The following is a 20,539-nucleotide window of genomic DNA, read 5'->3' on the forward strand; positions in this document are numbered from 1 at the left end:
TAAAAAAACCCGCCTTAATGGCGGGTTTTTTGTTGGCTGCTTGCAGGCTCAACGTCACAGGATGCGGATCTTTGTGTCCTTGCGCAGATACGGTAGAATGCGGCGCATGTCTCGGGGGTGCAGGGCGACGCAGCCTGCGGTCGGCTCATATCCCGGTCGGATCAGATGCATGAAGATCGCCGAGCCCCGGTTGCGGCTTCTCGCGGTGATGTTCCAGTCAAGCACCAGGCAGACGTCGTAGAGGCCGTCCTTGCGCATCATTTCTTCATGGCTCAGGGCGAAGGGCGCCTTGACCAGCCTGTTATAATTGGCGTTGCGTGGCTCGTCGCACCATAACATGGACTTCCGTGTTCGCTGCATCGGCAACGCCGTGGCGATGCCGGGAAGGCGGTCGCCGCGATAGAACCCGTGCAGGAGGCGCGTGGTGGAAATGGGGGATTTTCCGTCTCCCTCGCGTTTCAGTGCGGTGCGGCCATTACGACCGATCGCGGCTGGAAAAGTGAGGTGTCCGAGCTGGACGATGGCGCGGCTGATTTTCGAAGGGGCTGGCCGAACCATGAGCGTCGATGCGCGTTTACGTTGTCTTGCGGGCTGTATGCTCATGTTTTTCACGAGATTTTGCTTTGCAGGTTATTTAACGTGAAGTCATAGCACTTCGTTATATCAAGGCAATGGGTTGACCTTTTATCGGCAAACCGCTGAATTGGCTGATAATTGGAGCGCCAGGCGTCTTTTCGGACGCCCAAGGGACGCTCTAACTCTTTTAAACTACGCATCGTGCTTCTCGAAAATCGAACCTGATTTTTGGGCTGGTGCGCTAAAGTAAGAAAGGCTGAGAATCCGAATGACGGCTCGCACTATCCTTCTGGTGGACGATGACGACGATCTTCGGGAGACGCTGACCGAGCAATTGTCTCCCTATGAGGAATTCTCGCTTTTGAGCGGCGCAAACGCCGCACAGGCGATGCAGACCGCCAAGACCGCTCAGGTCGATCTTTTGATCATGGATGTCGGCCTTCCGGACATGGACGGCCGTGAGGCGGTGAAGTTGTTGCGCAAGGGCGGCTTCAAGGCGCCGATCATCATGCTGACTGGGCACGACACTGATTCCGATACTATCCTTGGGTTGGAAGCTGGTGCGAACGACTATGTGACGAAACCTTTCCGTTTCGCCGTGCTTCTGGCGCGTATCCGGGCGCAGCTGCGCCAATACGAGCAGAGTGAGGATGCGGTTTTCACTGTCGGCCCCTATCAGTTCAAACCCAGCCAGAAGCTGTTGACGACGGAGGATGGCAAGAAAATCCGGCTGACGGAAAAGGAAGCGGCGATCATCCGTTATCTCTACCGCGCCGGCAGCACCGTCGTGACACGCGACGTCCTGCTCGAAGAGGTCTGGGGTTACAATTCCGGGGTGACGACACACACGCTCGAAACGCATGTCTATCGTCTGCGCCAGAAGATTGAACGCGACCCGTCCAACGCTGAAATTCTGGTCACCGAGAACGGCGGATACAAGATCGTTCCCTGAGCAGGGACCTTGTTGCGCCTTTCATATGTCGTCGTTGAAGCTCACGCCGCGCGTCCGAAAAGGCGCGCGGCGTTCTAACACCTTGTATTTTGAGGACTGATATTGGAAAACCGCTATAGTGATGCAGGCGTTTTCCGGAGTAACGATCGACATGGCCTTGACGGACGATATCATGCTGCTGGGGCAAGTGCCGTTGTTTGCAGGGTTCAGCGATGACCAGCTGCGGCTCATCGCCTTCGGTGCGGAACGCCGCCGTGTATCTGCCGGGCAGACATTGTTCCGGGAGCACTCACCGGCCGAATGCGCCTTTGCGGTGACATCGGGCCATTTCGAGCTTTTCACGGCCGGGCGGGATGGCAAGCCCGTGCTGCAGGCGACGCCCGGCAAAGGGGCGCTGCTTTCGGAGCTGGCGCTTTTCACGCTTTGCGAAAGAAAGTTCACTGCGGTCGCGGCTGAGGATTCCGAAGTCATTCGGATAACGCGCATCCTCTTTCACCGGCTGGTGGAGGAGTTTCCGGAAGTGGCCGATATCGTATCGGCGCGTATTCGCGACAATATCGCGTCTTTGGCGGCGGGTGCGGCCCGGTTGCAGAACCGCTTCGTCTGACGCCAAGTCAAACGCGCCGGCTCAAAACCGGAACTGGGCGGTGACCGGAACGTGGTCCGATGGCCGGTTCCAGCCACGGGCCTCGCGCAATATGTCGATTTTTTCAAGCGAGGGGCCGAGATCCTGCGAAGACCAGATATGGTCAAGACGGCGGCCGCGATCAGCCGCCTCCCAATCCTTGGCGCGGTAGCTCCACCAAGTATAGATCTTTTCAGTCTCAGGCACGTTCAGACGCATCAGATCAAGCCAGTTGCCCTGCTTCATGATGTCAAGCATCCCCTCGGTTTCGACAGGCGTGTGGCTGACGATCTTCAGAAGCTGCTTGTGGGACCAGACGTCATTTTCGAGCGGTGCGATGTTGAGATCGCCGACGAGAATGGACGAGGTGCCGGGCACGCCATCGGCACGCAGCGCCTTCATTTCCTCGATGAAATCGAGCTTGTGGCCGAATTTCGGATTGATTGAGCGATCCGGCTCGTCACCGCCCGCCGGCACATAAAAATTATGCAGCCGCACACGGCGCGATCCAACCTGGAAAATCGCGGAAATGTGCCGCGCGTCACCGATTCCGCAATAGTCCTGTCGATGATCTTCGGTCAGCGGAATCTTCGAGGCGATGGCGACGCCGTGATAGCCCTTCTGGCCATGGATGATGACGTGCTCATAACCCAGCGCCTTCAGCGGCTTCATCGGAAACTCGCCATTCGGGCATTTCGTTTCCTGCAGGCAGAGAATGTCGGGCTTGTAACGCACCAGAAACTGCTCAACGATCGGCATTCTGAGCCTGACCGAGTTGATGTTCCAGGTGGTTATCGAAAACGACATGCATGTGCTCCGCTTTTATTGCCGCGAACCGCATGGCCCGTGACATGTTTCCGGGGCGCAGGCTTATAACATCGCGATGAAAACGGGAATTTATTTTAGCGCTAAAATGAAAAAGGCGACCGCAGGGCCGCCTTTCAAAAGTTTCCGTGGGCTTGATGCCTCAGCCGCCTTTACGGACTTCCTCATAATTGATGCTGAAGACGCGTTCATCAAGGTTTACGCCGGTCTGGACGTTGAAGATCATGACGGTCGTGTCCTTGTTCTGGGCGTCGGTCGTCGTCCATTGCCTCAGGTCGAAGGTCTTCGGATCGAACATCAGGGTAATGGTGGAATCGCCGAAGACGCTCTTGTCGCCCAGCACGATTGTGGTCAGGTCCGATTCTTCCTTCACGTTCCGGACCTTCTGGTTGCCGAGATCGATGTTGTCGGACAGAAGCAGGCTGAGCGGCGTTTTGGAGAGCGGATAAAGATCCCATGTCTTCAGCTTCATATTGCCAATGACGACGTTCCTGCCGTCGGCAATGACGCGCATGGGCGAAGGGTCCTCGTAATTGAAACGAAGCTTGCCGGGCCGTTCGATGTAAAACTTGCCGCCGGTCTGCTCACCACGCGGGCCGAACTGGACGAATTCCCCCATCATGGTTTTGACCGACGAGAAGTGATTGGCGATTTTCTGTGCGGTCGCGCTATTGCCGGCCGCCTGGGCAAAGGCGTCAAGCGGCGATAGGCCGGCGATCACCGCGGCCATGGAAAATGCCGTCAGCACGCCACGTCGCGTCACGCCGTTTTGCGTTGCGTTTGCGTTGGCCGTTTCGCCGGTGGTGAGGTCGTTCATTCTATTCTCCTTCATCGCAGCGATTGTCCGCATAAAAGGCGGCGGCTTCATGACGTTGAAAGCGTGGAATAACGCTTCTCCGCCCCGCTTGGTTGCGGACGTTACCGCTCGATGATGTCTGCTTCCGTTGGCACGAGGATTTCGCGTTTTCCGGCGTGATTGGCGGGACCGATGATGCCTTCCTGCTCCATGCGTTCGATCAGCGAGGCGGCGCGGTTGTAACCGATGCCGAGACGCCGTTGCACATAGGAGGTGGAGGCTTTGCCATCGCGAAGCACGACGGCCACGGCCTGATCGTAGGGGTCTTCGGAATCGGAGAAGTTGCCTGCGCCGGCCGGGCCGCCGGCATTGCCTTCCTCGTCGTCTTCCTCGGTAATCGCTTCCAGATATTCCGGCGACCCTTGTGTCTTCAGATAGGCGACGATTTCTTCGACTTCATTGTCGGAAACGAAGGGGCCGTGCACGCGCTGGATGCGCCCGCCGCCCGCCATATAGAGCATGTCACCCATGCCGAGCAGCTGTTCGGCGCCCTGTTCTCCAAGGATGGTGCGGCTGTCGATCTTCGACGTCACCTGGAAGGAGATGCGGGTTGGGAAGTTTGCCTTGATCGTACCGGTGATGACATCGACGGACGGACGCTGGGTGGCCATGATGACGTGGATGCCGGCGGCACGCGCCATCTGCGCCAGGCGCTGCACCGCGCCTTCGATGTCCTTGCCGGCAACCATCATCAGGTCTGCCATCTCGTCGATGATGACGACGATATAAGGTAGTGGCTTCAGGTCGAATTCTTCCGTTTCGTAGATCGCCTCACCAGTCTGGCGGTCGAAGCCTGTCTGGACCGTGCGGGTAAGGATTTCACCCTTGTCGAGCGCCTGCTGCACGCGGCTGTTGAAGCCGTCAATGTTGCGCACGCCGATCTTCGACATTTTCTTGTAGCGCTCTTCCATCTCGCGCACCGTCCACTTCAAAGCCACCACGGCCTTTTTGGGATCGGTAACGACCGGAGAAAGCAGATGCGGAATGCCGTCATAGATCGACAGTTCGAGCATTTTCGGATCGATCATGATCAGGCGGCACTGCTCCGGTGACATGCGGTAGAGCAGTGACAGGATCATGGTGTTGATGGCAACCGACTTGCCCGAGCCGGTGGTGCCGGCGACCAGCAGATGAGGCATCTTGGCAAGATCGGCGATGACGGGTTCACCGCCGATGGTCTTGCCGAGCGCCATGGCGAGCTTCGCCTTGCTGTTTTCGAAATCGCGGCTGCCGATCAGTTCGCGCAGGAACACGGTTTCGCGCGTCTGGTTCGGCAGTTCTATGCCGATGGCGTTGCGACCGGGAACGACGGCGACACGGGCGGCAATCGCGCTCATGGAGCGGGCGATGTCATCAGCAAGACCGATGACGCGCGAGGATTTGATGCCGGGCGCCGGTTCCAGTTCGTAAAGCGTGACGACCGGGCCGGGGCGGACATGGATGATTTCGCCCTTGACCCCGAAATCCTCGAGAACGCCTTCCAGAAGGCGGGCGTTCTGTTCCAGCACTTCCTCGCTCAGCATATTGTCGCGAACGACATTCTTCGGTTCTGCCAGAAGATGGACGGTTGGCAGCTGGAAACCGTCTGCGGCGATGAAGGAGGCCTGCGCCTCCCTTGCCACGCGCTCGCTGGGCTTCGGTCGTGCGGAAGGTGCTGTTATTCTGGGCTGTCCGCGTCCCGGCACCTGTCTGGCGGTGAATTTCTGGTCGGCCTCGTCGTCGGAGAGAATGCCGTCCGGCAGCCGGCGTTCGTCCGCGTCGAAGGGCGGTTCGTTATCCATGTCCTCGTCATGACCGAGCGCGATGGATGGAGGTGACATCTGGCGACGCGATGCGGCGCGTTCTTCGAAAGACGGCTCTGCGCGCTGGTCGAGGCGGTTGATTGCGGTCTTGAGGCGAGAAGGTTCGTTCAGCGTGCCGAATTCATATTCGTTGAAGTCATAGGGATGTTCGAACTCATCGTGCAGGGACTTCGACTTCAGGCCGAACAGGCGGCGCAAGCGCGCCTGGGTGATGTACCAATAATGCGTAAGCGCGCCGAAGGCGAGCATATTGGTGAAGAAGCCTTCGCCGTCGTCTTCGTCATCCTCTTCGACTTCACGGGCTGCGCGGGCCTTGCTGGTGGTGACCGGAGCGGCTTCTTCCCGCTCCAGTTCATCGTCCAGGCCGCCCACAATGCCGGTGGCAAACAGCATCAGCCAGGCAGCCGGTGCCGCGAATATGACACCCAGTACCGTGGCGATCGTGCCGGTGGGGTAAGCGCCGATAAAAAGGGCGGGAAAACGCAGGATCATGTCACCGATGACACCGCCGATGCCGTTCGGAAGCGGCCAGGTGACGGGGGCAGGAAAACAGCCGAGCGAGGCGGCGCAGACAATGGCGCCAGCGATCCAGGCCACGAGGCGGACGGGTATGCGGTGGAATTTACGACCGGCGATCAGCGCGATCGCCCAGGCGATGACCGGGAGAAGCGAGATGATTGCGGAAAGCCCGAGGAACTGCATCACGATATCGGCGAAAATCGCACCGCCGTAACCCAGAAGATTGGTAGGCTGGTTTCCTGTCGCATAGGAGAGGCTCGGATCCGCCACATTCCATGTGGCGAGTGCGGCAATGCCCAGCGCGATCGTGGCCAGCAGAGCGAAACCGGCCAGAGCCATGATCTGACGCACGAAAAACGCCGTCAGCACGAAGCGTGTGTGACGACCATCGAATGTCGGAGAATGCATTCTGCCCATGTCCCTGAACCCGTCGCTTTTCTTGGTTTCGGCAAGATTCGGCTGGTGACCAAATCCCGGATTGACAGGGAAAACTAACCGCTTGCTGGTTAATGTCGTATTAACCATGCGGTTTTTTGAGCGTTCACGGGTTTGCGTCAAAGAAAAAGGCCCGCCGAAGCGGGCCTTCTTTTGGGAGAGGGGATGGAGAACCCCTCTTCCGTGATATCAGGAGTGGTAGGCGGCTTCGCCGTGGGTCGCGAGGTCGAGACCTTCGCGTTCGGCTTCGACCGGAACCCTGAGACCAACGATCACGTCGACGATCTTGTAGAGGATCGCCGAGACGATGGCGCACCAGACGATGGTGATGGCGACGGCGACGAACTGCGTCCAGACCTGCGAGGCGATGGAGAAATCGGCCTTGCCCGTGCCGCCAAGCAGCGGAGACGTGAAGATGCCGGTGCCGAGGGCGCCGATGATGCCGCCGATGCCGTGGACACCGAAGACGTCAGCTGTGTCGTCGTAGCCGAACTTGTTCTTCACAACCGAGACGAAGAAGTAGCAGATCGGCGAGACGATGAGGCCGAGAACGATAGCGCCCATGGGTCCGACGGAACCGGCCGCAGGCGTTACGGCGACGAGGCCGGCGATCATGCCCGAAGCTGCGCCCAGCATGGAAGCCTTGCCGCGGGTGAAGCTTTCAACCAGCGACCAGGAAACGATGGCTGCTGCAGTGGCGAGGAAGGTGTTCATGGTTGCAAGAACCGCACCGCCAGATGCTTCGAGGTTGGAGCCGGCGTTGAAGCCGAACCAGCCGAACCACAGCATGGCTGCGCCAACCAGCGTCAGCGTCATGGAGTGCGGGGCCATCATGTCCTTGCCGAAGCCGGTACGCTTGCCAACCATGATCGCGCCGATCAGGCCCGCTACACCGGCATTGATGTGAACGACCGTGCCGCCGGCGAAGTCGAGAGCGCCCATGCCGAAGATCAGGCCGTTCGCATCCCAGACCATGTGAGCGATCGGGAAGTAAACGAAGGTGGCCCACAGGATGGTGAAGAGAATGACGGCGGAGAACTTCACGCGTTCTGCGAAGGCACCGATGATCAGCGCCGGGGTGATGGCCGCAAAGGTCATCTGGAAGGCGATGAAGGTGTATTCGTAGATCACGACGCCCTGGGAGAAGGTTGCCGAGGTGCTGTCAAGCGAAACGCCCGACAGGAACAGCTTGCCGAAACCGCCGAAATAGGGGCCGGTGCCGCCGCCAAAGGCAAAAGAATAGCCGTAGATGACCCAGATGAGCATCATGACCGCGGTGATGACGGTGCACTGCATGAGAACGGAGAGCATGTTCTTCGTGCGGACGAGGCCGCCGTAAAACAGCGCCAGACCCGGAAGGATCATGAACAGCACGAGGATCGTCGCGACATACATGAATGCGGTGTCGGCTTTTTCAGGAACGGGCGCTGCGGCTGCTGCCGGCGCGGCATCCTGGGCAAAGGCGATGGCCGGCGCCATCAGGGCCGCCGCTGCGGCGCCCAGCTTGCCGAGCGTGGAAAATTTGTTGAGTTGCATAGTTAGAAAACTCCCCTGTCAGCCGTGCTTCAAAGCGCTTCTGTGTTGGTTTCGCCGGTACGGATGCGCACGGCCTGTTCGATAGAGTAGACGAAGATCTTGCCGTCACCGATCTGCCCGGTCTTTGCCGCAGACGCGATCGCCTCGACGGCCTTGTCGACGACGTCGGATGGAACTGCGATCTCGATCTTCAGCTTGGGAAGGAAGCTCACCGCATATTCCGTGCCGCGATAAATCTCGGTATGCCCCTTCTGGCGTCCGTAACCCTTTACCTCGGTCACGGTCAGGCCCTGGATGCCGACGCCGGTGAGCGCTTCGCGCACTTCATCCAGCTTGAACGGCTTGATAATGGCCATCACAATTTTCATCTGGTTTCCCATCCTTTGTTTTGTCCTCGGCACGGAGCCGACTCTCCTGCCGCTGGCAGATCAGTAACAGCGACTGAGGACATACATTCAAAGGGCGTGCCAGTTTTGAGTGTGTATCTAACGTATTGAAATATAAAACTTATATGAAAGGCGTCTGAAAAAGGGGCATTTGTCGCCAAAATTTGCGTCTATTAAATGTGCGATTTTCAGAAAAAGCACATTATTTAATCATTTGCCCTTTTGCGGATCAAACCCTCCTGCGCCACGGAAGCGACCAGTTCACCCTGTCTGGTGAAAATATTGCCACGGGTCAAACCACGAGCGCCGGAAGCGCTGGGGCTATCCTGTGTGTAAAGCAGCCAGTCGTCCAGATGGCAGGGGCGGTGGAACCACATGGCGTGATCGAGGCTCGCCACCTGAATGGAGGGATCGAAGATCGTTGTTCCATGGGCGTAGAGCGAGGTGTCGAGCAGGGTCATATCTGAGAGATAAGCGAGAATGGCCGACTGCAGACGCGGATCATCCGGCACGTCGCCGACGGCGCGGACCCAGATATCCTGCTGCGGTTCCAGCTTTTCTTTCGAGATATAGTGGGTCAGCGAAACCGGCCTTATCTCGATCGGCCGCTTGTTGCTCCAGTATTTGCGAATTGAAGCGGGCGCCTTGGCGAGGAAGGCCGCCTGCATCTGCTCTTCGCTCATCAGCTTTTCGGGCGGCGTCACATCAGGCATCTTGATCTGATGGTCGAAACCATCCTCGAAAATCTGAAACGAAGCAGACATGGAAAAAATCGCTTTGCCATGCTGAATGGCGACGACACGGCGGGTGCAGAAACTCGCGCCATCGCGGATGCGCTCTACCTGGTATACGATGGGCACCAGCGGATCGCCCGGGCGCATGAAATAGGCATGCAGCGAGTGCACGAAACGGTCGTCATCCACGGTCCTTTGGGCGGCAATCAGGGCCTGCGCGATGACCTGACCGCCGAAAACCCGCTGCCAGCCGATTTGCGGGCTTTCGCCCCGGAACAGGTTCTCCTCCAGCTTCTCGAGATCGAGCGTGGCGATGAGATTGGCCATCGGGTCTGACGTTTGCGAGGGATGCGACATTTTTTCGGCCTGCTCCGGCTGTAGGAAGACGTCACATGGTCTATAGTGCGCCGATGATGCGTGCACAAGATTTGAGGAGAAGCGTGATGCTGGACGTAGTGGTGGCAGGCGGCGGATATGTCGGTCTTTCCGTTGCTGTTGCAATCAAGCAGGCGGCCCGGCATCTTAATGTGCAGGTGGTCGAGGCCGCTCCCGAGGATGTCTGGGTAAAGGACGTCCGTGCGTCCGCCATCATCGCGGCGGCCACCCGGATGCTCGATGTTTTCGGCATCTGGAGCGAGATTGAGCCGGAAGCCCAGCCGATCCACAAGATGATCGTCACCGATTCGAAGACCGCCGATCCGGTGCGTCCCGTGTTCCTGACGTTCGACGGTGCCGTAGAGGAGGGCAGGCCGTTTGCCCATATGGTTCCGAATGTCGCTCTGGTGGGTGCGTTGCGGGGCCTGTGCGAACGCCTTGGCATAGAAATCCGCCACGGTCTCAGTGTTTCCGATTTCGCCGCGGGGCCGCAGTCGACGGCCATCAGCCTTTCCGACGGGTCAATGCTCGAAGCACGATTGCTAATTGCCTGTGACGGGGTTCGCTCGGCACTCAGGGACATGGCTGGCATCAAGACGGTGCACTGGGCTTATGATCAGTCCGGTATCGTGACGACCGTTGAGCATGAGCGGCCGCATGAGGGTTGTGCGGAGGAGCATTTTCTGCCATCGGGCCCCTTCGCCATCCTGCCCTTGAAGGGAAACCGGTCTTCGCTCGTCTGGACCGAACGCACGGCCGATGCCGACAGGCTGGTGGCCTCCGACGATCTGGTGTTTGAAGAAGAGCTGGAGCGCCGGTTCGGTCACAAGCTCGGTCCTCTGCGTCCCGTCGGTCCCCGCCGCGCCTTCCCGCTGGGGCTGACGCTGGCGCACTCCTTCGTCGCGCCACGGTTTGCGCTTGCGGGTGACGCGGCGCACGGCATTCACCCGATTTCCGGGCAGGGCCTCAATCTTGGCTTCAAGGATGTGGCGGCGCTCGCGGAAACGGTGGTCGAGGCAGACCGTCTGGGCCTCGATATCGGCTCTCTCAATGTTCTGGAGCGTTACCAGTCCTGGCGGCGTTTCGATACATTGCGGATGGGCGTGACGACCGATGTGCTGAACCGGCTTTTCTCCAATGATATTGGTCCTATCCGTGTCATGCGTGATTTCGGTCTCGGCGTCGTGGATCGTTTGCCGGGTCTGAAGTCCTATTTCATCGGCCAGGCCGCCGGCACGATGGATGCGAATGCGCCGCGTCTGCTTGCCGGCGAGGCGCTTTGATCCAGCCCTTCGCATATATTTCGGATCGGCTTTTCCGGGATTGCCGCTTGACAGCCTATCCCGGTATTTTCTGCCCCGAGGCCCTTCCGTAAAGATGAATCCGGCCAAGGACTTATCCGGATTCATAATCTGGTATGGTCTGCGCGCTCGCCAACCAGATATTGCGGAGAACAAAAGCTGAATCATGCGGAGTCAGCGATTCGTATTCGATTCGTTCGCAGACTGTTCCGTAGCCGAATCGATTCGATTTTCGCCGGATTCTTTTTGTTTCTTCAACTTGCTGAATCTGCACGGAAAATTCCGTGGATCGGTCGCCTTGCGCCACTTTGCGGGCAAGGCCTATTGCCTTTGTCAGCGGGCGTTGCCATGTGTGGTGCGTGCGGCCCGCATCAGCAATGGTGAGCGGCACGGCAAGCAGATGAAGTCGATTCGCGGATAGTACGTTGAATTTTCGCCCCATGATCCTGAGCGGCCGCGGTGTCACGGCCGTTCTCGGCCCCACCAATACCGGCAAGACCCATTACGCGATCGAGCGGATGGTCGCGCATGGCAGCGGTGTCATCGGCCTACCGCTGCGTCTTCTGGCGCGGGAGGTCTATACCCGCCTCGTTGAAAAGGTTGGGGCGCCGAATGTGGCGCTGATTACCGGCGAAGAAAAGATTTCACCTCCCAAAGCCAAATATTCCGTCTGCACGGTTGAAGCCATGCCGCGCGAGACGACGGCCGCCTTCGTCGCGATCGACGAGGTGCAGCTGGCGGGTGATCTCGAGCGCGGGCATATCTTCACCGACCGGGTGCTGCATCTGCGCGGGCGGGAGGAAACGCTGCTGCTCGGCGCGGGCACGATGCGCCCTATCCTCGAAAAGCTGCTGCCCGGAATTACCGTGGTGGAACGTCCGCGCCTGTCGCAGCTTTTTTATGCGGGTCAGAAGAAGATAACCCGTCTGCCACAGCGCACGGCGATCGTCGCTTTTTCCGCCGATGAGGTCTATGCCATTGCCGAACTGGTGCGCCGCCAGCGCGGTGGCGCAGCCGTGGTGCTGGGTGCGCTTTCGCCACGCACGCGCAATGCGCAGGTGGGTCTCTACCAGTCCGGCGATGTCGAATATCTTGTCGCGACGGACGCCATCGGCATGGGTCTCAACCTCGATGTCGATCATGTCGCCTTCGCACAGGACCGCAAATTCGACGGTTATCAGTTCCGCAATCTCAATCCCGGCGAGATCGGCCAGATTGCCGGCCGCGCCGGTCGCCACCTTCGCGACGGTACATTCGGTGTGACGGGGCGTGTCGATCCGTTCGATGACGAATTGGTGGAGCGGATCGAAACCCATCAGTTCGACGCGGTGAAGGTGCTGCAATGGCGGACGAAAAATTTCGATTTTTCCTCCATCGCCAATCTGCGCCTGAGCCTCGACGCCGCACCGGCGATCCAGGGACTTTCGCGCGCTCTGCCGGCAATTGACCAGCAGGCGCTGGAATATCTGTCGCGTTATCCTGAGATCATTGATGTGACGACCACCGATTCGCGGGTGGAAAAGCTCTGGGAGGCCTGCGCGCTGCCCGATTATCGCCGCATCGCCCCCGCACAGCATGCCGACCTGATCTCCACGCTCTATTTCGACCTCGTCAAACGGGGGGCGGTGAATGAGGATTTCATGGCCGAGCAGGTGCGCCGCGCCGACCGGACGGATGGAGAGATCGATACCTTGTCTGCAAGGATTGCGCAGATCAGAACATGGACTTATGTATCGAACCGCCCAGGATGGCTTGCCGATCCGACACACTGGCAAGAAAAGACTCGGGAAATCGAGGATCGATTGTCCGATGCGCTACATGAAAGGTTGACGAAACGCTTTGTTGATCGCAGGACATCTGTGCTCATGAGGCGCCTGAGAGAGAATGCGATGCTTGAAGCTGAAATCAGTGTAAATGGTGATGTCTTTGTAGAAGGACATCACGTCGGCCAGTTGGCCGGGTTCCGGTTCACGCCGGTGCCGGGAATGGAAGGGCCGGATCAGAAGGCCGTGCAGGCTGCGGCGCAGAAGGCGCTCGCGCTCGAATACGAGGCGCGTGCTGCGCGTCTGCATGCCAGTGGAAACGGCGATCTCGCTTTGAGCTCCGATGGTCTGGTTCGCTGGTTGGGCGAGCCGGTAGCCCGCCTTTCGGCCGGCGACAACATCATGAAGCCGCGGGTGATCCTGCTTGCCGACGAGCAGTTGAGCGGCAATGCCCGTGATCACGCGCTGGCGCGCGTCGAGCGTTTCGTCAATCATCAGATTGCGACCGTGCTGAAGCCGCTGGACGATATTTCCCGCGCCGAAGACCTTCAGGGTCTGGCGAAGGGCCTGGCGTTCCAGCTGGTCGAAAATCTTGGCGTGCTGTTCCGCCGCGACGTTGCCGAAGACGTGAAGTCTCTCGACCAGGACGCGCGCGCCTCCATGCGCCGTTACGGCGTGCGTTTCGGCGCCTACCATGTTTTCCTGCCCGCGCTTCTCAAGCCCGCTCCGGCGGAGCTCGTCACGCTGCTCTGGGCTTTGAAGAATGATGGCCTTGGCAAGCCGGGTTACGGCGATCTCATTCCGGTGCTTGCCGCCGGCCGTACATCGGTTGTCACCGATGCCAGCTTCGAGCGCATGTTCTATAAGCTCGCCGGTTTCCGTTTCCTCGGAAAGCGCGCCGTGCGTATCGACATTCTCGAGCGTCTGGCTGATCTCATCCGTCCGCTCCTGCAGTGGAAGCCCGGCCAGCAGCCGCGTCCGGAAGGCGCCTATGACGGTCGCCGTTTCACGACCACGACGGCCATGCTTTCCATTCTCGGCGCGACGCTCGACGACATGGAAGAAATTCTGAAGGGCCTTGGTTACCGAGCCGACCAGGTGACGGCGGAAGACGCGCAGGCCTTCCTCGCCAGTCACGCCGGTGCCTCTGCCCCGGTTGCTGCAGAAGCGGCGACGGCAGAAGAGGAAAACATCGAGACCGAGGAGCACGAGCCGGCTTCCGAAGAGCAGGTGTCCGAAACGGCGACTGTTGCGGAAGGCGAAGCTGCCGAGGCGCCGGTTGCGGAAGTTGCCAGCGAAGAGGCTGCTGCAGCCGAGGCTGCACCGGAAAGCGCCGATGCAACCGAGCCCAAGCCCGTCCTTCTGTGGCGTCCGGGTGGTCGCAACGAAAATCAGCGTGGCGAAAGCCGCCGTCCCGGCAATCGCGGTCAAGGCCGTGGTGAGGGAGCCCGCGAACAGGGCGAGCGTCGCGGTGAAGGCCGTCGCGACAATCGTGACGGTGCAAACCGCGAAGCTGCAAATCGCAGTGGCGACGGCGAGCGCAAGCGTGATGGCGGACGTCCCGACCGTGGCAACAACCGCAACAATGATCGTCATGATCGCGGGGAGCGCAAGGACCGGCCGGAACGCAATGACCGTGGCGGAAAGCCGCAGGGGCAGCAGCGCTTCGAAGCCAAGCCGCCGCGCAAGGAGAAGCCGCTCGATCCGGATTCACCTTTCGCAAAGCTCGCTGCTCTCAAGGAGCAGCTGAAGAAGTAAGCCTATGGGAAGCAGCGAACAGCCACTGGAAGGCACGCGTCAGCGTCTGGACAAGTGGCTGTTCTTTGCCCGTATGGCCAAGTCCCGTTCGCTTGCCCAAGGCTACATTCAGTCGGGCCACGTCAAGGTCAACGGGGTTACCATCCGCCAGCCCAGCCATGCGGTGAAGGCGGGTGACAGGCTCGATATCGGTTTCGAGCGCATGGACAAGGTGCTTGTCGTCAAGTCCGGCGGAACACGGCGTGGGCCCTATGAGGAAGCCAGACTTCTCTATGACGACCAGACACCGCCACGCGAACCTTCCGACAGGCTGACGCCTCTCGAGCAGGCGTTGCGCCAGCCGGGCAGCGGGCGTCCGACTAAAAAAGAGCGCAGGGCGCTCGACAGGTTTCTGTCTGATAGCGACGGAAGCAAAGATTAGAATAAACCTCCAAGTCGCACCCGTTTTTCAGAATTGTTTATCCTTGCTATCTGTAGTCAAAGGCATTACGTCACTTGCGAAATTGCCCTGTCTGAATTCCGGGCGACGGCTTGTGTTCCGAAGCCCAAAGACCCGGCCTGCATATTCTGGAGTTCATCATGACATATGTCGTGACCGACAATTGCATCCGCTGCAAATATACCGATTGCGTTGAGGTCTGCCCCGTCGACTGCTTTTACGAGGGTGAAAATTTCCTCGCGATCAATCCCGATGAATGCATCGATTGTGGTGTGTGCGAACCGGAATGTCCCGCCGAGGCTATCAAGCCCGATACGGAACCGGGTCTCGACAAGTGGCTGAAGCTCAATGCCGAATATGCTGCAATCTGGCCGAACATCACGATCAAGCGTGACCCGATGGCGGAAGCCAAGGAAATGGACGGCGTTGAAGGCAAGCTGGAGCTTTATTTCTCTGCCGAGCCCGGCAAGGGCGACTGACCTCGGATTTACGAAGGTCCTGTACAAATATTTGAAAAGCCCTCGTTGCACCCAGCACGAGGGCTTTTTGTTTATCCGCCGCGGCCGGACTGCAGCGTGGTGGAGAGCAATGTCAGAAGGGCCACGCTTTCCTCCAGGCTTTGCCGCTGGCGGCTTTGCAGGATGGCGGCCTGCAGACGGTTCATCTCGCGGGCAATCGCCGCTGGCTGCCAAGTTCGCAGCGCTCTTTCGATGACGGGTTTTCTGCGGAAGTGGATGTGGCGTCCAAGCGTCTGCATGACCTGGCCGGCCTGCAGTTTTTTCTCATCCATTTCGGCCCGCATCTGGTCGAGCAGCTGGAATTGCTTGAGGCATCCCTGGAGCACAAGGAAGATCGGCGTCTTCGAAGAGACGATCTTCTGCGTCGCATGGAAAAAGGCGTTTCTGTCGCCTTTCAGGATGGCGTCAACGGCATCGTCGGCGGAGACCGTGCTGGCATCGCCGATAATGGAGAGAACGTCGTCTTCTTCGACCACGTCCGCGCCACGGCAATAGAGCGCGAGCTTACGGATTTCATTGCGCGAAGCGATACGGTCGCCGCCGAGCGATTCTATCAGCCTCTGCCGCGCAGCAGGCGCGATGCGGAGATTGTCTGCGGATAGTTCCTGATCGATCAGTGCATTCAGCGAGCGGGCATCGTCGGCATAACAGGGGATCGCGGCGATGGAGCGCGCAGGCTCCGCGATCTTGCGCAGTCCGGTACCTTTTTTGACATCGCCCGCTTCGATGATCAGGAAGCTCGCTTCCGGCGGCGTTTCCGCCAGAATCTGGAGGGCATCCACCAGCGCCTTTTCGGCGGAGGCACCTTTGACCCAGACGAGTTTTTCACCGCCGAAAAGACCGATGGCGTTCACTTCATCGAGCAGGCGGCCAGGGTCGCCCTGCAGATCGGATGCGGTCAGCTTTAGCGATGCGAAAGCGTCGTCGGGATCGATGCCGGTCTTTTTGGCGATGAGGGTCGCCCGTTCCGATACGAGGCCGCGATCCGGGCCGTAGAGCACGAAAACGCGAAAGCGCTCCGCCGGATTTTCGGCGAAGCGCTCGAATTCATGGGACTTTATCTCCGTCACGGCCGCCGCTCTCAGCGGCCGAGTGTGGCGGCGATATCGGTGCGGATGATTTCAGCCAGTTCCCGGGCGGCACGATTCTCGGCGTCGCGAGTTGCACGGATCTTGGCGAATTCCTGCTGCGGCAAGTCCACCTGCGCCGTCACGCTGCGGCGTGCAGAGCGCAGAATCTGACCGTCGGAAACGCGCGTCAGCACATATTGACCGCTCATCACGACACGGCCGGGATAGGGGCCGTCGTAATTGTTGTTCGCGCGGGTCGTCAGGTCGTAGTTCTGCACTTCCGTTGACGTGGCGCTCGAGCTTACAAAAACTTTGACGTTATATTGCGCCGTGGCCGGTTGGCCCGCGCCGCCGGCCATCAGAAAGATCAGCTGATTGCGGACTTCCTGCCCGACTCTGCCACCGGTCTCGGAGACGCTGACAGCCGCCAGCCTCTCCTTCGTTCCGGAAGCCTCGCCATAAAGCGGGCGCACCTGGCATCCTGCCAGAAGACCAGCCATCGTCACGACGGAAATCGCTGCCGCGACGCGGCTCCATCTTGAAAAAACGTCAGACAACAATGTTCACAATCCTCTGCGGAACCACGATGACTTTTTTGGGCTCGCCACCGGCAAGAATCGATTTGACGGCATCCAGCGCAAGGGCGGCCGTTCGGACCGCATCTTGATCCGCATCGCGCGCGATTGTCAATTCGCCACGCTTCTTGCCATTGACCTGCACGGGCATGACCACGTCGTTTTCCTCGACCAGCGAAGCGACGAAGCTTGGCCATGGTGTCTGGGCCACGAGGCCCGTATTGCCCAGCGCCGACCAGCATTCTTCCGCCAGATGCGGTGTCATCGGGGCAATGATGCGGATGAGGATTTCGACGGCGTCGCGCGCCGCTGCCTTGACGTCGTCAGGCTTGCCGCCAGAAGCAACATCGGCGAGCGGACCGGCCAGCGCATTGACCAGTTCGTAGATGCGGGCGATGGCCTTGTTGAAGGCGAGCTTGTCCAGATCTTCCTGGACAGCCTTCAGTGTCTTGTGGGCCGCCTTGGAGGCTGCCAGCCCTTCGCCTTCGGTTGCCGGCTTCGGTTTCACGCCCTTCAACTGTTCGGCTGCTTCGCCAATGATGCGCCAGACGCGCTGAACGAATCGGTTTGCACCTTCCACACCGGCTTCAGACCAGATGACGTCGCGATCAGGTGGCGAATCCGAGAGAACGAAGAAGCGTGCGGTATCCGCCCCGTAGGATGCGATGATATCGTCAGGGTCGACCACGTTCTTCTTAGACTTCGACATCTTCTCGATGGAGCCGATCTTCACCTCTTCGCCGGAAGAGAGCAGGAAGGCGCGGCGCGCGCCGTCGTTTTCCTCGATCCGCAGTTCGGCAGGCGGCACCCATTCACGCGTTGTGCCTTCACCGCGGCTGTAAGTCTCGTGGACCACCATGCCCTGGGTGAACAAGCCCTTGAAGGGTTCCTTGACATCCACATGCCCTGTTTCGCGCATCGCACGGGTGAAGAAGCGCGAATAGAGCAGGTGCAGGATGGCATGCTCTATACCGCCGATATATTGATCCACCGGCAGCCAGTGATTGGCGACCTTCGGGTCGGTCGGTGCGTCTTCCCACGGCGCGGTGAAGCGCGTGTAATACCAGCTGGAATCGACGAATGTATCCATCGTATCCGTTTCGCGGCGTGCGTCATGGCCGCATTGCGGGCAGGAGACATGGCGCCATGTGGGATGCCGGTCCAGCGGGTTGCCGGGCACATCGAAAGTCACGTCGTCGGGCAGTTTGACCGGCAGATCCTTTTTCGGAACCGGCACCACGCCGCAGACTTCGCAATGGATGACCGGGATAGGGCAACCCCAGTAACGCTGGCGGGAAATGCCCCAGTCGCGCAGGCGGAAATTGACCTTGCGCTCGGCCTGCGGCGTGTTGCCCAGCATCTCAGCAGAGAGCTTCTGCACGACCGCCTCAAAAGCGTCCGTCGTATTCATGCCGTTCAGGAAGCCGGAATTGATCATCACGCCATCATCGGTGAAGGCGGTGTCTTCGATGGTGAAGCTTGCGGCATCCGGACCTTCCGGTGCGACGACGGCGACGACCGGCAGGCCGTATTTGCGGGCGAAATCCAGATCGCGCTGGTCGCCGGAGGGGCAGCCGAAGATCGCGCCGGTGCCATAGTCCATCAATACGAAGTTGGCGACATAGACCGGCAGTTCCCATGTCGGGTCCAGCGGGTGCACGACCTTGACGCCGGTATCGATACCCTTCTTTTCCGCCGTTTCCAGCGCTGCCAAGGAGGTGCCATGGCGGCGGCATTCGTCGCAGAACTCGGCAATCGCAGGATTCTGCGCAGACAGTTCCCGCGCCAGCGGATGGTCGGCGGCGATCGCCAGGAAGGATGCGCCGAACAGCGTGTCCGGGCGCGTCGTATAGACGGTGATGTCGGAGAAATCTTCCGGCGCCGTGTCAGCAACGGTTTGCCAGCGCAGCGACAACCCCTCGGAACGACCGATCCAGTTCTTCTGCATCAGGCGCACTTTTTCCGGCCATTGATCCAGCGTATCCAGCTCGTCCAGCAGGTCCTGGCTGAAATCGGTGATGCGGAAGAACCATTGCGTCAGTTCGCGCTGTTCCACCAGCGCGCCGGAGCGCCAGCCGCGGCCGTCGATCACCTGCTCATTGGCCAGCACGGTGTGGTCGACCGGATCCCAGTTGACCTTGGACTGCTTGCGATAGACCAGACCTTTTTCCATGAAATCGACGAACAGCGCCTGCTGGCGATGGTAATATTCCACGTCACAGGTGGCGAATTCGCGGGTCCAGTCCAGCGACAGGCCCATGGATTTCAGCTGGCCGCGCATGGTCGCGATGTTCTGGTAGGTCCAGTCCTTCGGATGAACCTTGTTCTGCATGGCGGCATTTTCGGCAGGCATGCCGAAGGCGTCCCAGCCCATCGGATGCAGGACGTTGAAACCACGGGCACGCTTGTAGCGGGCGACGACGTCGCCCATGGCGTAGTTGCGGACATGGCCCATATGGATGCGTCCCGACGGATAGGGAAACATCTCTAGAACGTAATACTTCTCACGCGGATCGCTGTTGTCGGTGACGAAAACCTTGTCTTCGTTCCATTTCTGCTGCCAGCGCGGCTCGGCGTCGCGAGGATTGTAACGTTCGATGGCCATTGTTTAGAATTCCGGGTATCGAGGGGAAAAATTTGCGCTGACCTTCACCATGAAACGACCGGGGCGTCAAGTTTGGCGGGGCATTCGGGCGTTCAATCTTGGCCAGCGTGCCTCAAATGGTGCTAAACCCGCTTGGCATCAAGGCAATCGGCGTCTAGTTAGCGTTGCGAATGGTTCAAATGAAGGTCTTGTGATGGAAATCGAAGCACGTCTTGAAGATGTCAGGCAACGCATTGGTGATGTCGCGGAAAAATCCGGCCGCAAGCCTGCGGATGTTGCCCTCGTCGCGGTCTCTAAGACCTTTGATGCGGAGGTGATCCAGCCGGTCATCGATGCCGGCCAGCGCGTATTCGGCGAAAACCGTGTGCAGGAAGCGCAGGGCAAGTGGCCGGCGCTGAAAGCGAAGACTGACGCCATAGAGTTGCGTCTGATCGGCCCGTTGCAATCCAACAAGGCGGCGGATGCCGTGGCGCTGTTTGATGTCGTCGAGAGCGTCGACCGCGAAAAGATCGCCCGCGCGCTTGCCGAGGAATGCGGCAAGCAGGGCCGCAGCCTTCGGTTTTATGTTCAGGTCAATACCGGGCTTGAGCCGCAAAAGGCGGGCATCGATCCGCGTGAGACAGTTGCTTTCGTGGCCTTTTGCCGGGATGAGCTGAAATTGCAGGTCGAGGGATTGATGTGCATTCCGCCGGCCGATGAAAATCCCGGCCCGCATTTTGCGCTGCTGGCGAAGCTTGCCAGGGAGTGCGGCCTGGAGAAGCTTTCCATGGGCATGTCCGGCGATTTCGAAACCGCCGTCGAATTCGGCGCGACCAGTGTGCGTGTGGGTTCTGCCATCTTCGGTAGGCGATAAGGCCATAAACAAAAAACCCGGCGCTGAGGCCGGGTT

The 20,539-nt window shown here is 59.4% G+C and carries 18 protein-coding genes; 7 read left to right on the forward strand and 11 right to left on the reverse strand.

Features of this window, described 5'->3' with window-relative positions; all coding sequences use genetic code 11:
• Positions 1-54: 54 nt before the first annotated feature.
• Positions 55-558, reverse strand: a complete 504-nt coding sequence (locus QRN60_RS19330; RefSeq protein WP_031233964.1) for a L,D-transpeptidase family protein — start codon at positions 556-558, stop codon at positions 55-57.
• Positions 559-844: 286 nt separating this feature from the next.
• On the opposite strand from QRN60_RS19330, the gene QRN60_RS19335 reads away from it, so the two are divergent.
• The gene (locus QRN60_RS19335) at positions 845-1,528 is read left to right on the forward strand and encodes a response regulator transcription factor (protein WP_003505216.1); all 684 of its coding nucleotides are present in this window, start codon (positions 845-847) and stop codon (positions 1,526-1,528) included.
• 151 nt (positions 1,529-1,679) lie between these two features.
• Entirely contained in the window at positions 1,680-2,135 is a 456-nt protein-coding gene (locus tag QRN60_RS19340; RefSeq protein ID WP_031233965.1) for a cyclic nucleotide-binding domain-containing protein, read from the forward strand.
• A 21-nt stretch (positions 2,136-2,156) separates the two neighbouring features.
• On the opposite strand, the gene QRN60_RS19345 is transcribed toward QRN60_RS19340, so the two are convergent.
• From QRN60_RS19345 to tesB, 6 genes are all read right to left on the reverse strand, one after another.
• Positions 2,157-2,960 carry an exodeoxyribonuclease III gene (locus QRN60_RS19345; protein WP_003505210.1) on the reverse strand — a complete coding sequence of 268 codons (804 nt, stop codon included), beginning with the start codon at positions 2,958-2,960 and terminating at the stop codon, positions 2,157-2,159.
• 160 nt (positions 2,961-3,120) lie between these two features.
• Positions 3,121-3,846 (reverse strand): outer membrane lipoprotein carrier protein LolA, encoded by a 726-nt coding sequence (locus QRN60_RS19350; RefSeq protein WP_020810584.1) that lies wholly within the window; start codon positions 3,844-3,846, stop codon positions 3,121-3,123.
• A gap of 50 nt (positions 3,847-3,896) precedes the next feature.
• Positions 3,897-6,563, reverse strand: a complete 2,667-nt coding sequence (locus QRN60_RS19355; RefSeq protein ID WP_165000609.1) for a DNA translocase FtsK — start codon at positions 6,561-6,563, stop codon at positions 3,897-3,899.
• 216 nt (positions 6,564-6,779) lie between these two features.
• A complete protein-coding gene (locus QRN60_RS19360) occupies positions 6,780-8,126 on the reverse strand; it encodes an ammonium transporter (RefSeq protein WP_020810586.1) in 1,347 nt (448 codons plus the stop codon).
• 29 nt (positions 8,127-8,155) lie between these two features.
• The gene (locus tag QRN60_RS19365; protein WP_004444057.1) at positions 8,156-8,506 is read right to left on the reverse strand and encodes a P-II family nitrogen regulator; all 351 of its coding nucleotides are present in this window, start codon (positions 8,504-8,506) and stop codon (positions 8,156-8,158) included.
• A gap of 212 nt (positions 8,507-8,718) precedes the next feature.
• Positions 8,719-9,603, reverse strand: coding sequence for an acyl-CoA thioesterase II (tesB, locus tag QRN60_RS19370; protein ID WP_129564808.1), 885 nt, complete (start codon positions 9,601-9,603; stop codon positions 8,719-8,721).
• Between tesB and QRN60_RS19375 the strand changes: the two genes are divergently transcribed.
• The gene (locus tag QRN60_RS19375) at positions 9,579-10,904 is read left to right on the forward strand and encodes a ubiquinone biosynthesis hydroxylase (protein ID WP_423622327.1); all 1,326 of its coding nucleotides are present in this window, start codon (positions 9,579-9,581) and stop codon (positions 10,902-10,904) included. The two genes, tesB and QRN60_RS19375, sit on opposite strands and share 25 nt — an antisense overlap.
• A gap of 112 nt (positions 10,905-11,016) precedes the next feature.
• On the opposite strand, the gene QRN60_RS19380 is transcribed toward QRN60_RS19375, so the two are convergent.
• Positions 11,017-11,364: a hypothetical protein gene (locus tag QRN60_RS19380; RefSeq protein ID WP_003505199.1), complete on the reverse strand. Its 348-nt coding sequence runs from the start codon at positions 11,362-11,364 to the stop codon at positions 11,017-11,019.
• Between QRN60_RS19380 and QRN60_RS19385 the strand changes: the two genes are divergently transcribed.
• The 3 genes from QRN60_RS19385 (at position 11,363) to fdxA (ending at position 15,361) form a co-directional block, all read left to right on the forward strand.
• On the forward strand, positions 11,363-14,443 hold the full coding sequence (locus QRN60_RS19385) for a helicase-related protein (protein WP_099085807.1): 3,081 nt from the start codon (positions 11,363-11,365) through the stop codon (positions 14,441-14,443). The two genes, QRN60_RS19380 and QRN60_RS19385, sit on opposite strands and share 2 nt — an antisense overlap.
• Positions 14,444-14,447: 4 nt before the next feature.
• Positions 14,448-14,864, forward strand: a complete 417-nt coding sequence (locus tag QRN60_RS19390) for an RNA-binding S4 domain-containing protein (protein ID WP_060725343.1) — start codon at positions 14,448-14,450, stop codon at positions 14,862-14,864.
• 158 nt (positions 14,865-15,022) lie between these two features.
• Positions 15,023-15,361 (forward strand): ferredoxin FdxA, encoded by a 339-nt coding sequence (gene fdxA, locus QRN60_RS19395; RefSeq protein ID WP_003505193.1) that lies wholly within the window; start codon positions 15,023-15,025, stop codon positions 15,359-15,361.
• Positions 15,362-15,432: 71 nt separating this feature from the next.
• Here fdxA and holA read toward each other — a convergent pair whose 3' ends face one another.
• Genes holA through leuS form a run of 3 tightly spaced genes read right to left on the reverse strand, consistent with a single transcriptional unit; the run spans position 15,433 to position 19,650 of the window.
• Positions 15,433-16,470, reverse strand: coding sequence for a DNA polymerase III subunit delta (holA, locus tag QRN60_RS19400; RefSeq protein WP_003505192.1), 1,038 nt, complete (start codon positions 16,468-16,470; stop codon positions 15,433-15,435).
• 11 nt (positions 16,471-16,481) lie between these two features.
• Positions 16,482-17,027, reverse strand: coding sequence for an LPS assembly lipoprotein LptE (locus tag QRN60_RS19405; protein WP_003505190.1), 546 nt, complete (start codon positions 17,025-17,027; stop codon positions 16,482-16,484).
• Positions 17,020-19,650, reverse strand: a complete 2,631-nt coding sequence (leuS, locus tag QRN60_RS19410) for a leucine--tRNA ligase (protein WP_111791630.1) — start codon at positions 19,648-19,650, stop codon at positions 17,020-17,022. The genes QRN60_RS19405 and leuS overlap by 8 nt, the downstream gene beginning before the upstream one ends.
• Before the next feature lie 193 nt (positions 19,651-19,843).
• Here leuS and QRN60_RS19415 point away from each other — a divergent pair, with 193 nt between their 5' ends.
• Positions 19,844-20,503, forward strand: a complete 660-nt coding sequence (locus tag QRN60_RS19415) for a YggS family pyridoxal phosphate-dependent enzyme (protein WP_165000608.1) — start codon at positions 19,844-19,846, stop codon at positions 20,501-20,503.
• The last annotated feature ends 36 nt before the right edge of the window (positions 20,504-20,539 follow it).

It is taken from the genome of Agrobacterium sp. CFBP2214 (genome assembly GCF_030209895.1).
GTDB classification, from domain to species: Bacteria; Pseudomonadota; Alphaproteobacteria; order Rhizobiales; family Rhizobiaceae; genus Agrobacterium; species Agrobacterium radiobacter.